Source organism: Streptomyces sp. NPDC053432 (genome assembly GCF_055585365.1).
The window spans coordinates 77325-90799 of sequence record NZ_JBVJKF010000009.1; the positions used below are offsets into that span (position 1 = coordinate 77325).

Sequence of the window (13475 nt, forward strand, 5' to 3'; positions counted from 1 at the left end):
CCGTACCCCGCTCCTCAAGCGCCGGAGGGGCTGGAGGTGGCTGCTGCCCGCTGCCCAGCGCGGCTCAAGGACCGGGGCTCCGCCCCCGCCCCCGCGCCTCAAACGCCGGCGAGGCTGGGTTTGGCTCCCGCCGTCTGCCGGTGCGGCTCAACGTCGGGGCTCTGCCCCGTACCCCGCTCCTCAAGCGCCGGAGGGGCTGGAGGTGGCTGCTGCCCGCTGCCCAGCGCGGCTCAAGGACCGGGGCTCCGCCCCCGCCCCCGCGCCTCAATCGCCGGCGAGGCTGGGTTTGGCTCCCGCCGTCTGCCGGTGCGGCTCAACGTCGGGGCTCTGCCCCGTACCCCGCTCCTCAATCGCCGGAGGGGCTGGAGATCGCCGCAGCGGGCGTAGCGGGGGTCCGGTGCGGTTCACAGAGCGCTCGGCGGGGCGGGAGTGGGTTGGTGGGGTGGGGGTCCGCAGGAGGGTCCCCGCAGGACGAGCGTGCAACCACCGGACGGAGTTCTCGCGGTGCCCGCAGGCGCGAGGACGAGGAGTCACTCCGGAGGGCCACCGCCCCGCCAGCCCACTCCCGACCCGCCCCACCCCCAGCCCCGCCGGCGATTGAGGCGCGGGGGCACGGGGGCAGAGCCCCCGCAACGGCCCCGCACCCGAAAAAGACGACCCCGGCCAAAGAAGAGCCCGCCGCCGATTGAGGCGGCGGGGGCGCGGGGCAGAGCCCCGGGAGCCGCGCCGCACCCGACAGACGGCGGCCCCGGCCAAGCCGAGCCCCGCCGCCGATTGAGGCGCGGGGTGCGGGGCGGAGCCCCGGGAGGGGGGCCGCACCCGACAGACGGCGGCTCCGGCCAAGCCGAGCCCCGCCGGCGATTGAGGCGCGGGGTGCGGGGCGGAGCCCCGGGAGCGGGGCCGCGCCCGACAGACGGGCTCGGCAGCGGCAGCGGCAGCGGCGCCGCACCCGTCAAGGCGACACCCCCCACCCCCGACCCCGCCCCCGCTGCGCGAGCAACACGCACAGCCCCACCCCCAGCCACACCGCCCCCACCACCCGCGCCGCCCAGGACGCCTCCACGATCACCGCCACCGTCACCACCGCCCCCAGCACCGGCATGACCAGGTGCTTCCACCAGTTCGGCGGCTCCTCCCGCCGCTTCACCACGAACCACCCCACCACCGACGCGTGCAGCAGCGTGAACGCCACCAGCGCCCCCACGTCCACCACCGAGACCAGGTGGTCGAGCCCGTCGTCGCGCCCCGCCGCCCACAGCGCGGCCACCAGCGTCACCGCCGCCGCCACCGCCAGAGCCACCCGCGGAGTACCGCCCGACGTCCGCGCCAGCGCCCGCGGCAGCCGCCCCTCGCGCGCCATCGCGAACACCAGCCGGCCCGCCGCCGCCTGCCCGGCCAGCGCCGCGAACGCCGCCCCGACGGCCTTGCTGACCGCCACCAGGTCGTGCAGCCAGGTGCCGACCGAGGACTCCACCGCGGTGTAGAAGGCCGGGCCCTGCAGCCCCGGGTCGGCCGCCAGCTCCGCCGAGGAGACCGGGTTCAGCAGCGCCACCAGATAGGTCTGCGCGACGAACAGCGCACCCGCCATCCCCAGGCAGAACAGCACCGCCCGCGCCACCCGCCGCGAGCCCCCGGTCACCTCCTCCGCGAAGGAGACGATCGCGTCGAAGCCCAGGTACGACAGCACCGCCACCGACACCGCCGTCAGCACCGCCCCCGCGCTGAAGCCGAGCGAGCCGTCGCCCGTCAGCGGGGACAGGAGCCCGCGCCGCGCCCCGTCCCGGACCAGCACCGTCACCGCCGCGACCAGGAACACCAGCAGGACCAGGACCTCCATGGCCAGTACGGCGAAACCGACCCGCGCTGCCGTCCGTACGCCCCACAGGTTGAGGCCGGTGGTCACGACCACCGCCAGCGCCGTCCACACCCACCGGGAGACCTCCGGCACCAGCGCGTTCATCGCGATCCCCGAGAACAGGTACGCGACCGCCGGGATCAGCAGGTAGTCGAGCATCGCCATCCACCCGGCGATCAGCCCGGCCCCCTCGCCCAGGCCCTTGCGGGCGTACGTGAAGACCGAACCGGCCTGCGGGGCGACCCGCACCATCTGCGCGTACGAGAAGGCCGTGAACGCCATCGCGACGGTCGCGGCCAGGTACACCAGGGCCACCGCCCCGTGCGACTTCGCGTCGAGGGTGCCGAAGACCCCGACCGGGGCCATCGGGGCGATGAAGAGCAGCCCGTAGACGACCAGGTCCCGGAAGCCGAGACTCCGCCGCAGGGCGGTGGGCGCACCGCCGCCCGTTTCTCGGGGCGCGGCGTTGCCGGAATCCGTAGCGGACGCCATCAGTCCTCCGGGTGACTGTCGGGACGTTTCTTCCGATCTTCCCGGCAAGTGTGTGCCGTACGGGGGACGTACGGCCTGCTGAAGACCCCCGTACGATGGAGCACATGACTGCTCCCGCCCCCGCTCCCGCTTCCCGCCGTGTCCTGCTCGCCGCGCCCCGCGGCTACTGCGCGGGCGTCGACCGAGCCGTGATCGCCGTCGAGAAAGCCCTCGAGCAGTACGGGGCGCCGGTCTACGTCCGGCACGAGATCGTGCACAACAAGTACGTCGTGCAGACCCTGGAGAAGAAGGGCGCGATCTTCGTCGAGCGGACGGAAGAGGTACCCGAGGGCAACATCGTGATGTTCTCCGCGCACGGCGTGGCGCCGGTGGTGCACGAGGAGGCGGCGCGCGGCAGGCTCGCGACGATCGACGCCACGTGCCCGCTCGTCACCAAGGTGCACAAGGAGGCCATCCGGTACGCGAACGAGGACTTCGACATCCTCCTCATCGGCCACGAGGGCCACGAGGAGGTCATCGGCACCTCCGGCGAGGCCCCGGACCACATCACGATCGTCGACGGCCCGGAGGACGTGGCCAAGGTCGAGGTCCGCGACGAGTCCAAGGTCGTCTGGCTCTCCCAGACCACCCTCTCCGTCGACGAGACGATGGAGACGGTCGACGCGCTGAAGACGAAGTTCCCGCTCCTCGTCTCCCCGCCCAGCGACGACATCTGCTACGCCACCTCCAACCGGCAGGCCGCCGTCAAGGTGATGGGCGCCGACTCCGACCTGGTCATCGTGGTCGGCTCGAAGAATTCCTCGAACTCCATCCGGCTGGTCGAGGTCGCCAAGGACGCCGGCGCCAAGGCCGCCCACCTGGTCGACTTCGCGAGCGAGATCGACGAGGCCTGGCTGGAGGGCGTCACCACGGTCGGCCTGACCTCGGGCGCCTCGGTGCCGGAGGTGCTGGTCGAGGAGGTCCTGGAGTGGCTGGCCGCGCGCGGCTTCGCCGACGTGGAGATCGTCAAGACGGCGGAGGAGTCGATCGTCTTCTCCCTGCCCAAGGAGCTGCGCCGCGACCTGCGTGCCGAAGCGGCCGAACTGGTCGCGGACAAGTAACTGGTTTCGTACGGTATGTCCATGCAGATCATGGGTGTGGACATCGGTGGTTCCGGGATCAAGGGCGCTCCCGTGGACCTGGCGAGGGGCGACCTGGCACAGGAGCGCCACAAGGTACTGACACCGCAACCGGCCACCCCCGAGGGGGTGGCCGGCTGCGTCGCGGAGGTGGTCGGCGCCTTCTCCTGGTCGGGGCCGGTCGGGGTCACCTTCCCGGGCGTCGTCACGAACGGGATCACCCGCTCGGCGGCCAACGTGGACAAGGGGTGGGTCGGCGCCGACGCCGCGGGCCTCCTCTCGCGCGAGCTGGGCGGCATGCCGGTGACGGTCCTCAACGACGCGGACGCGGCGGGCGTCGCGGAGATGACGTACGGGGCGGGCGCGGGCCGGGCGGGCACGGTCATCCTGCTCACGCTGGGGACGGGCATCGGCAGCGCCCTGTTCACGGACGGGCGTCTCGTACCGAACTCGGAACTCGGCCACCTGGAGCTCAAGGGCCACGACGCGGAGACGCGGGCGTCGGTGAAGGCCAAGGAGGACGGTGACCTGACCTGGGAGCGCTGGGCGCACCGCCTCCAGAAATACCTGGCCCACGTGGAGATGCTGTTCTCCCCGGACCTCTTCATCATCGGCGGCGGGGTCAGCCGCAAGCCGGAGAAGTTCCTGCCGCTGATCGAGGGCATCCGCGCGGAGATCGTCCCCGCCAAGCTCCAGAACAACGCGGGCATCGTGGGCGCGGCGATGGCGGCGAAGGCGGCCGCCGGCGCGTCCGGCTAGTTCGGAAACACCGCCTAGCCGACCCGTCGGGGAACCCTGCGCCGCCCGATCAGCACGGCCTTCCGTACGACGGCGATCAGGGCGGCGACCAGCGTCCCCGCGTACAGCCACCCGGCGTGCAGGGACAGCGCGGACACCAGCCCCATCAGCTGCCCGCCGAAGCCGCCGGAGCCGCCCGCCACGGGCCAGACTCCGGCGGCGAAGGCGATGGGGGCGGAGATCGGCGCGGTGATCAGGTCGGCGGGCCGCACCCACAGGGCGGTGGCCGCGGCGACGGGCGGGAACAGCAGCCCGTAGACGAACAGCGACGAGTCGAACAGCAGCCAGGCGAAGCCGGCCACCAGCACCATGGCGGCGCACGCGAACAGCCCGCCGCCGAGCCCCGTCAGCCGCGGCCGCGGCAGCCGCCGCGCGACGCTCGCGGCGGAGGCCGTCGGGCGCGTGCGCTGGGCCGGGGGCCGCGCGGGCCGCTGGGGCCTCGGCGGCCTCGGTACTCGCTGGGGGTGAGGGACCGGTCGCGTCCTGTATTGCTCCACCCCACAAAACTAGGCGCGGGAGCCGCCGGATCCGGTCCTGGACACGCGTACATCCACCGCCACTCATCGGAAAGTAAACTGTCCGGTGGCCCGCACCCGGGCCGCCGCCCCCTCCAGCTACGGGAAGTCGCCAACGTGTCGCTCACGATCGGAATCGTCGGTCTGCCGAATGTCGGCAAGTCGACCCTGTTCAACGCCCTGACCAAGAACGACGTGCTGGCGGCCAACTACCCGTTCGCCACCATCGAGCCGAACGTCGGCGTCGTCGGCGTCCCCGACTCCCGCCTGGCCGTCCTGGCCGGCATCTTCGGCTCCCAGCGCATCCTGCCTGCCACGGTCGACTTCGTCGACATCGCGGGCATCGTGCGCGGCGCCTCGGAGGGCGAGGGCCTCGGCAACAAGTTCCTCGCGAACATCCGCGAGTCGGACGCGATCTGCCAGGTCATCCGCGCCTTCAAGGACGAGAACGTCGTCCACGTCGACGGCAAGGTCTCGCCCAAGGACGACATCGAGACGATCAACACCGAGCTGATCCTCGCCGACCTCCAGTCCATCGAGAAGGCCGAGCCGCGCCTGACGAAGGAGTCCCGCCTCCAGAAGGAGAAGGTCGCGGTCCTCGCGGCCGTCGTCGAGGCCAAGAAGATCCTCGAAGCGGGCGACACGCTCTTCTCGAAGGGCATCACCAAGGGCACGGAGCAGGGTGACCTCCTGCACGAGCTGCACCTCCTCACCACGAAGCCCTTCCTCTACGTCTTCAACGTGGACGAGGACGAGCTGACGGACGAGGCCTTCAAGGACGAGCAGCGCGCCCTGGTCGCCCCGGCCGAGGCGATCTTCCTGAACGCGAAGCTGGAGCAGGAGCTCATCGAGCTGGAGGACGACGAGGCGCTGGAGCTCCTCCAGTCGGTCGGCCAGGACGAGCCGGGCATGGCCACCCTCGGCCGCGTCGGCTTCGCCACGCTGGGCCTCCAGACGTACCTGACGGCAGGCCCGAAGGAAACCCGCGCCTGGACCATCAAGAAGGGCGCCACCGCCCCGGAGGCGGCGGGCGTCATCCACACCGACTTCCAGCGCGGCTTCATCAAGGCGGAGGTCATCTCCTTCGCGGACCTGGTCGAATGCGGCTCGGTCGCGGAGGCCCGCTCGAAGGGCAAGGCCCGCATGGAGGGCAAGGACTACGTCATGCAGGACGGCGACGTGGTGGAGTTCCGCTTCAACGTGTAGTCGCTTCATTGCTGCACGTGACGTAATCAGTCAAATGTGCAGGCCGGAAGGGGTCGGACTCTGGCGAGTCCGACCCCTTTCGCATTCCCAAGTTGACTTGGTGCTGACCTGGAGGCGCCTCACGGCAGTATTCGTGGGTATGCGTGAGCGCCTGGGTGCCGACTGTTACTTTCATTGAACGCTTGATATCCTGCGTCCAATGAAAGTGTCACCGAGTCTGCTCCCCATCCTCCGGTCTCGCATGCAAGGCGAGCTCCTCGCCCTGGTGCTCCTGCATCCGGACCGCGAGTACAGCATCACTGAGCTCGCGGCCGAGGTCGGTGTGACGCCCACTGCTGTGCTGCGGGAGGTTGACCGGTTGACCGGCGGTGGCATCCTGGCCGATCGGCGAGTGGGGCGCAGTCGCCTCGTCAAGGCCCGGACGGACACTCCGCTGTACCGTCCGCTGAGCGAGCTCATGTCCGTCTCCTTCGGCCCCGTGCCCGTGCTCACCGATGCGCTCGCCGGACTCGAAGGCGTGGAGCGCGCCTATATCCATGGCTCGTGGGCCGCCCGGTACAACGGTGAGCCGGGGCTGCCGCCTGCTGATGTGGATGTCCTCGTCGTGGGTGCCCCCGATGCCGACGCGCTCTTCGACCTGGCCGAGGAGGCGTCACGGCGCTTGCGTCGTGAGGTCAACATTCATCGGGTCTCCGTCGAGGCGTGGGAGGCCCCCACGGACGATCCGTTCCTCACCAGCGTTCGCGAACGTCCGCTGGTGCAGCTGAACCTTGACTTGGAGGCGCAATGACGCGCTGGGATCAAGGGCGGTCGACGGTTGACGCGCTCATCGCCAGTGGTGGACTCGAACGAGTCCCCGCTTCTCGGGAGGCCGCCGAAGCGGAGCTGGTCCGGGCGCGTACCCATGTCGGCTCCGCGCGGCAGTTGGCGGACACGGACCCGGAGGGTGCCTACACGCTGGCCTATGACGCCGCGCGCAGGGCGCTGGCCGCGGTACTGCAGAACCAGGGGCTGCGTGCGACCAGTCGTGGTGGCCATACCGTCATCTACGAGGCCGTGCGGGCGCAGCTCGACCCGCCGCTCGGGTCCATGCTGCGTCCCTTCAACCGCATGCGAGCCCGGCGCAACGAAGTCGAGTACCGGTCGTCGGAGGCCCCCGCTGTGACGCCGGAGGAGGTCGCGGGCGACGTGGCGAAGGTGGAGGCGCTCATCGAGCTCGCGGAGAAGGCGATCCCGAACATGCCGCGTTACTGAAGCTCTGATCCGTCGGCTCGGTCGCGGGGCGGGAGCGTCGACCTTATTCTGCCGTGCTGATTCTGTGCTTACTTGAGCCGCACAAAACCGCGTTTCCGCAGGTGGGAGCGCTGTCGTGTGCGTTCCGCTTCAACGTCTGAGCGGATGAAACAACACCACGTCGCTGACGTGGCAAACATGCAGTTCAGAAGGGGTTGGGCTCTGTCGAGTCCGACCCCTTCGTCGTCACCGTGCTGGATCGGCGCTTTGATGGCGTCGAGTGCCCGCCTCCCAGGTCGGGTAGCCGTGGCAGCGCAGGTGCCGGCCCACCGCCTTGGCCGTGGGGCCGCCCATGCTCCGACCTCTCGCCGGCTGGGTACGGGGCAAGGGCAGCCGCGAGGGGGAGCCGATCTTCGACGAGTTCGAACGCGTGGGCGGTTTCGTCGCGATGTACAGGGCATCCTGAGCAGGGACGTGAACATCGAGTACGCGGCGAAGATGGAGCAGGGGGCGGGCGGAGGAGTTGGGCATCGACTTCGTCAACTTCAGCCCCCGGCGTGGCCCAATCCGCCGACGTCGGCCACGACCTCGTCGCCCGCAACTTCTTGAACACATCCAACAGCGTTCAACAGGGGGTATCGCAATGTCGTTCATCAAGTCTCTGTTCAAGCGGATCTTCGGGCGCAAGAAGCCCAAGAAGACGGACGCGTCGATCTACCCGATGTTCTAGGGGGCGGCCGAAGAGCAAGAGGGCATTCAATGTGGCGTGAGACGTACCGCCGGTGTGCCGACCCGGAGTTGTTCCTGGGCGCCACCACGATTCGCACACTCATGGCCGAGGTCGCGTCCGTCGACCCTCGGGCCACCCCTCCGGACCTGTCCGTCACCCTCGACGGCGTACGGTCGTGGTCGGACGAACAGTCCGGCGTCTACCAGGAGTTGACCGCTGCCGCAGACCGCGCCGGCTCCCCGGAAGCCCTGGCGCACGCGCTCCTGCGGCAGTCCGCCCCGCTCGCCTCGACGCTCGGGGCGTGGCTGCAGGGCATGAGCGCACCGGGCGTCTTCGAGGACGAGGTCCACCTACGGATCCTGGCCCTGTTCGCCGACGACATCGGCGTCGGCGACCCGCGGTCGTCCCGGTACGACGAGTTCAAGATGCTCGCGAAGCACCACGGCCGGGCCGAACTGGCCGTGGACGCGGTCGAACTGGCCGCCGAGCGTCCGATCCGGGACCACATGTTCGCGCTGCCCGCGGCGCTGTTCGCGCTGTCCAGGCGCAGTGACGCGTTCGCGCCGCTGATCGCCGGCATCGACGTGGTGATGCGCACGGCCGGCATGCTGCCCTGCTGGCAGGCGCTGCGGTCGGGCGCGGGTGGGCGCAGCGAGTGGGCGCGCCTGGACCTCGCGCGCTCCACCGGCGCGACCGACATCGCGGAGCCGCTGGAGGTCTCCCGCACCGTCGCGAAGCGGTTCGCCGGGACGGGAGCGGACGCGCGCCGCCGGGTCGAGCTCGGCGCGGCCTGGATGCTGGGCGCCCTGCGGTCGTGGAACGGGCTGCTGCTCGACGAGGCCGCGGCCGCGCTGGACCCGCGGCGGGCGATGGAGCAGCTCATCCGGGAGCGGGCCCGCGAAGGGGCCGTCTACCACCAGGGTTTCGCGATGGGCGACGGAACCCTCTCCGACCTGCTCGATCGTGCGAAGACCGACCCCGCCCCGCTGTTGGAGGAGCTGGCCGCGACCCGCATGGTCAAGCCGGGCAACGCGGAGAGCAGCTCCCTGGTCAACGGGCTGATCGGTCCGAAGGGCCCGATGTTCCGGGTCTTCTCGCCCGACGACGTCGAGGTCATCTCGAAGTGGATCGACTCGCTCGCCGACCCGGAGCCGCGGCCCGCACCGCCGCCGGCCGCCCCTGCCCCGAAGGCGCTGGACCTCGCGGCGCTCGAAGCGGCCGGAACCGCCGAGGACGGGATCGAGCCCGGCGACATCCGCGAGGCGTACTACGTCCTGCAGGGCCGTGCGCTGGCTCCGGCCACCCGCAGGTTCGCCATCCGGTACGTGAAGCGCCGGCTGGCCAGGGCGAAGCTGTCGGTGGGGCTTACGGACCGGTCGCTGCCCGAGAAGTGGACGCCCGCCGGACTGCGGCCCTGGCTGCTGGACAAGCACGACAAGCACGGCGTCGAGTTCGAGGCCGGCAGGTCGAACGAGCTGCCCAGCCGTGAGGCGGTCGTCGATTCGACGCTGCAACTGGCGCCGCTGACGCTGATCGACGGTTCCTGGCTGCAGGGATTCACCGACGCGGGGCTCGCCACCACTCGGTTCGGCTTCCCCCTGTTCGAAACCTACTGGGACGAGCTGGGCAACGGCGACATCGAGATCAACCATCCCAAGATCTACCGCGACGTGCTGCGCGAAATGGGCATCGAGCTGGCGCCGACCGGCAGCCGGGAGTTCGCCTACGACACCCGGTTCCGGGAGGAATCGCTCGAGAGGCCGGTCTACTGGCTGTGCCTGGGCAAGCTGCCGCACACGTTCCTGCCGGAGATCCTTGGCATGAACCTGGCGATGGAACTCTCGGGCGTCGGCGGCAGCTACCGCACCGCGCGGACGTTCCTGAAGCACTACGGCTTCTCCACCCATTTCGTCGACCTGCACAACACGATCGACAACGTGTCCACCGGCCACTCGGCCTGGGCCGCGGACGCGATCGACACGCACATGCGCACCGTGGCGAAGCTGTCGAGTCCCGAGGAGTCAGCCGCCGAATGGCAGCGGGTGCGGATCGGCTACGAGTCCCTGGCCCCGGTGCCGTCCAAAATCGCCGATCTGATCGGCTACCGCTTCCTGACAACGCCGTGGAAATCCCGATCGCAAGGCCGGTCGCTGTTCCACCACACACCGGTGGGGGTGTCCTGATGTCCGTCTACACGCTCGGCATATCGGCCTACTATCACGACAGCGCGGCCGCCCTGGTCCGCGACGGCGTCGTGGTGGCCGCTGCACAACAGGAACGATTCAGCCGAGTCCGGCACGACCCGGCGTTCCCGACCGACGCGATCGCGTACTGCCTCGACCACGCCGGGATCTCCCTCGCGGACCTCAATGCCGTCGTGTACTACGAGGACCCGCAGCTGAAGTTCGGGCGCGTGCTGTCGTCGTTCGCCAGCGCCGGACCGCGCGGACTGCGGCCGTTCTCGGCCGTGGTGCCCGAGTGGCTGAGGTGGAAGCGCGACGCCCTGCAGCGGGTGGACGCCGAACTCCACGCCATGGGGCGCGGTACGGCCCCGAAGACGGTCGGCTCGCAGCACCACCGCTCGCACGCGGCGTCGGCGTTCTTCCCCTCGCCGTTCGAGAACGCGGCCGTGCTCACCATCGACGGCGTGGGCGAGTGGCAGACCACCACGATCTGGCACGGTCGCGGCAACTCCCTGGAGCTGGTGAACTCGGTCTCCTACCCGCACTCCGTGGGCATGCTGTACTCGGCGTTCACCTACTACTGCGGTTTCAAGGTCGACTCCGGCGAATACAAGCTGATGGGTCTGGCGCCCTACGGGGAGCCGCGGTACGCGGACGTCATCCGCCGCGAGCTGGTGAACATCCGGCCCGACGGGTCGTTCACGCTGAACATGAGGTACTTCGAGTTCCACCAGGGTTCGCGCATGGTGGGGCGCGCCTTCGAGAAGCTCTTCGGCGCCCCGATCCGGGACGCGGAGAGCGAGCTGGAGCAGCGGCACTGCGACCTGGCCGCCTCGGTCCAGGTGGTCACCGAGGAGATCGTGCTCGGGCTGGCCCGTGCGGCGGTGGAGCAGACCGGCGAGCGGAAGATCGTCATGGCGGGCGGCGTCGCCCTGAACTGCGTCGCCAACGGTGTACTGAGCCGCTCCGGCATCGTCGACGAGATGTGGATCCAGCCGGCGGCCGGTGACGCGGGATGCGCCCTGGGTGCGGCGCTCGACCACTCGGTCGGCGTGCACGGCCGGCCGCACCTCGCCGCGGGCACCGACGGCATGTCCGGCGCGCTGCTGGGGCCGGGCTTCTCCGATGCCGAGGTCGAGGAGTTCCTCACCGCCAACGGATACGTCTTCCAGACGTACACGCGGGACAAGCTGTACGACGAGGTCGCCTCCCACCTGGCCGGGGGCGCCGTGGTCGGCTGGTTCCAGGGACGCATGGAGTTCGGTCCGCGCGCGCTCGGCGCACGGTCGATCATCGGCGATCCGCGCGACCGGGACATGCAGAAGCGGATGAACCTCAAGATCAAGTTCCGCGAGTCGTTCCGGCCGTTCGCACCCGCCGTGCTCGCGGAGGACGCCCGGGACTACTTCGGTCTCGTCGGCGACAGCCCGTACATGCTGGTGGTCGCCGAGATCGCGGACCGGATCAAGTCCGAGGCCGCGCTGCGGCCCGGCGGGCCCAGCCGTGGCCTGGGCAGCATCAACGAAACCCGTTCGGAGCTCCCGGCCGTCACCCACGTGGACCTCTCGGCGCGGGTCCAGACCGTCACCGACCACGACAACGAGCCGTACGCCCGGCTCCTGCGCGCCTTCAAGGAGGCGACCGGCTGTCCGGTCCTGGTGAACACCTCGTTCAACGTGCGCGGCGAACCCATCGTCCACACCCCCGAGGACGCCTACCGCTGCTTCATGCGCACCGGGATGGACGTGCTCGTCCTGGGCAGCCACGTGCTGCGCAAGGACGACCAGCCGCCCTTCACCGAAGCCGGCGACTGGCGCGACGAGATCCCGCTCGACTGAAAAGGACTGACTTCCATGCGTTTCGCAGCATCCGCGGTATTCGTCACGTTCTTCATCCCGATCTCGCTCTACCGGCGCCTGCGCGCGTCGAGCCGGTTCGGTCCCCGGTTCCACAACGCGCCTTCCGCCTGGGACAAGCCGGTCGTCAAGAAGGCGAATTGAGCTACGGCCGGTTCTTCGACGTCCGCCGCGGCCGCCACCTCTCCGCATCCGAGCTGGGCGGCCTCGTCGCCCTGCGCCGCGCGGCCGTCCCGGACTCGGTGAGCCCGTACCCCGACGCCGTCCGGCTCCTGGAGTCGGCCGCGGCGCTCGGCGTGCCCGCGGCGCGGGTCGTGCACATCGGTGACGAGGTCGCCACCGACGTCCTGGGCGCCCGCAGCGCCGGTCTGCAGGGCGTCGTCCACGTCAATCGGTCCGGTTGCGACTGCTCGTATGACGGCGCCTGCGTGGCGTCGCTCGTTCACACCCTCGCAAGGAGTGCCCGCAGTGAGTCCTGAACCCTCCGTCTACCGCGGCGGTGACAACGTCGCCGAGACCGTCCGCTCCGGTTTCACCGAGAGCTTCCACCGCGGCTCCGTCGCGGTGGTCGACCCCGCGGGCGCACTGATCGCGTCGGTCGGCGACGTCGTCTCCCCCGTCTTCCCGCGCTCGGCCATCAAGCCGGTCCTGGCCGTCGCGATGCTGCGGGCCGGGTGGCGGCCCGCCGGCGCCGCCGAGCTGGCGATCGCCTCGGCCAGCCACCGGGGCGAGCCGATGCACGTCGAGCGGGTCGAGGCGATCCTGTCGGCCGCCGGCCTGGGCGACGACGCCCTCCAGTGCCCGTCCGACCTGCCCGCCGACCCGGCCTCCCGCAACGCGGTCGTCGCCGCCGGCGGCACGGCGCGGCGCACGTACATGACCTGCTCGGGCAAGCACTCGGCGATGCTCGCGACGTGCGTCGCGAACGGCTGGGACACGGCGACCTACCGGGAGCTCGACCACCCCCTGCAGAAGCTGGCCGCCTCGGTGATCGAGGAGCTGGCCGGCGAGCCGATCGCGGCGACCGGCACCGACGGATGCGGCGTGCCGATCTTCGCGGTCAGCCTGACCGGCCTGGCACGCGCCTCCTCCCGCCTGGTCGAGGCCGCCGAGGGCACCGAGGAGCGGGCGGTCGCCGACGCGATGCGCGCCCACCCGCGGCTGGTCGAGGGCACCGGCCAGACCGACGCGCGGGCGATGGCAGCCCTTCCGGGGCTGATGTCGAAGTTCGGGGCCGAGGGCCTGCACCTGCTGGCCGCACCGGGAGCCGGTGCCGTGGCCGTGAAGATCGACGACGGCGCGGTCCGGGCCTCGATGCCGGTGGCGCTCACCGCGTTCACCAAGCTCGGCCGGCTGCCGGTGCCCGCATCGGCCGAGCGGGCCGTGGAGCACCTGACGGGCCCCCGGCTGTGGGGCGGCGGACGCCCGGTCGGCCGCCTGCACACGCTCATCTGACGGCCCGCCCCCGACCCGGCCGCACCCCACCTCG

At 70.9% G+C, this 13475-nt stretch carries 12 protein-coding genes; 10 read left to right on the forward strand and 2 right to left on the reverse strand.

The window, feature by feature from the left end; translation table 11 throughout:
* Positions 1-952: 952 nt before the first annotated feature.
* Positions 953-2347 carry an APC family permease gene (locus ACZ6Y1_RS17065; RefSeq protein ID WP_469629406.1) on the reverse strand — a complete coding sequence of 465 codons (1395 nt, stop codon included), beginning with the start codon at positions 2345-2347 and terminating at the stop codon, positions 953-955.
* Between the two features lie 95 nt (positions 2348-2442).
* On the opposite strand from ACZ6Y1_RS17065, the gene ACZ6Y1_RS17070 reads away from it, so the two are divergent.
* Together ACZ6Y1_RS17070 and ppgK are read left to right on the forward strand one after the other, a co-directional pair.
* Entirely contained in the window at positions 2443-3447 is a 1005-nt protein-coding gene (locus ACZ6Y1_RS17070; RefSeq protein ID WP_469629412.1) for a 4-hydroxy-3-methylbut-2-enyl diphosphate reductase, read from the forward strand.
* Between the two features lie 21 nt (positions 3448-3468).
* Positions 3469-4224: a polyphosphate--glucose phosphotransferase gene (ppgK, locus tag ACZ6Y1_RS17075; RefSeq protein ID WP_469629415.1), complete on the forward strand. Its 756-nt coding sequence runs from the start codon at positions 3469-3471 to the stop codon at positions 4222-4224.
* A gap of 14 nt (positions 4225-4238) precedes the next feature.
* On the opposite strand, the gene ACZ6Y1_RS17080 is transcribed toward ppgK, so the two are convergent.
* Positions 4239-4574: a DUF6542 domain-containing protein gene (locus ACZ6Y1_RS17080; RefSeq protein ID WP_469629418.1), complete on the reverse strand. Its 336-nt coding sequence runs from the start codon at positions 4572-4574 to the stop codon at positions 4239-4241.
* A 321-nt stretch (positions 4575-4895) separates the two neighbouring features.
* Between ACZ6Y1_RS17080 and ychF the strand changes: the two genes are divergently transcribed.
* From ychF to ACZ6Y1_RS17120, 8 genes are all read left to right on the forward strand, one after another.
* Positions 4896-5984 (forward strand): redox-regulated ATPase YchF, encoded by a 1089-nt coding sequence (gene ychF, locus ACZ6Y1_RS17085; RefSeq protein WP_469629421.1) that lies wholly within the window; start codon positions 4896-4898, stop codon positions 5982-5984.
* A gap of 241 nt (positions 5985-6225) precedes the next feature.
* The gene (locus ACZ6Y1_RS17090; protein WP_469629424.1) at positions 6226-6774 is read left to right on the forward strand and encodes an ArsR family transcriptional regulator; all 549 of its coding nucleotides are present in this window, start codon (positions 6226-6228) and stop codon (positions 6772-6774) included.
* Entirely contained in the window at positions 6771-7238 is a 468-nt protein-coding gene (locus ACZ6Y1_RS17095) for a hypothetical protein (protein WP_469629426.1), read from the forward strand. Before ACZ6Y1_RS17090 ends, ACZ6Y1_RS17095 begins: the two co-directional genes overlap by 4 nt.
* A gap of 810 nt (positions 7239-8048) precedes the next feature.
* Positions 8049-10130, forward strand: a complete 2082-nt coding sequence (locus tag ACZ6Y1_RS17100) for an iron-containing redox enzyme family protein (protein WP_469629431.1) — start codon at positions 8049-8051, stop codon at positions 10128-10130.
* Entirely contained in the window at positions 10130-11968 is a 1839-nt protein-coding gene (locus ACZ6Y1_RS17105; protein WP_469629434.1) for a carbamoyltransferase family protein, read from the forward strand. Before ACZ6Y1_RS17100 ends, ACZ6Y1_RS17105 begins: the two co-directional genes overlap by 1 nt.
* A 15-nt stretch (positions 11969-11983) precedes the next feature.
* A complete protein-coding gene (locus ACZ6Y1_RS17110; RefSeq protein WP_469629436.1) occupies positions 11984-12130 on the forward strand; it encodes a hypothetical protein in 147 nt (48 codons plus the stop codon).
* Positions 12127-12465 carry an HAD hydrolase-like protein gene (locus tag ACZ6Y1_RS17115; protein ID WP_469629441.1) on the forward strand — a complete coding sequence of 113 codons (339 nt, stop codon included), beginning with the start codon at positions 12127-12129 and terminating at the stop codon, positions 12463-12465. Before ACZ6Y1_RS17110 ends, ACZ6Y1_RS17115 begins: the two co-directional genes overlap by 4 nt.
* On the forward strand, positions 12455-13441 hold the full coding sequence (locus tag ACZ6Y1_RS17120) for an asparaginase (protein WP_469629445.1): 987 nt from the start codon (positions 12455-12457) through the stop codon (positions 13439-13441). The genes ACZ6Y1_RS17115 and ACZ6Y1_RS17120 overlap by 11 nt, the downstream gene beginning before the upstream one ends.
* Positions 13442-13475 lie beyond the last annotated feature (34 nt).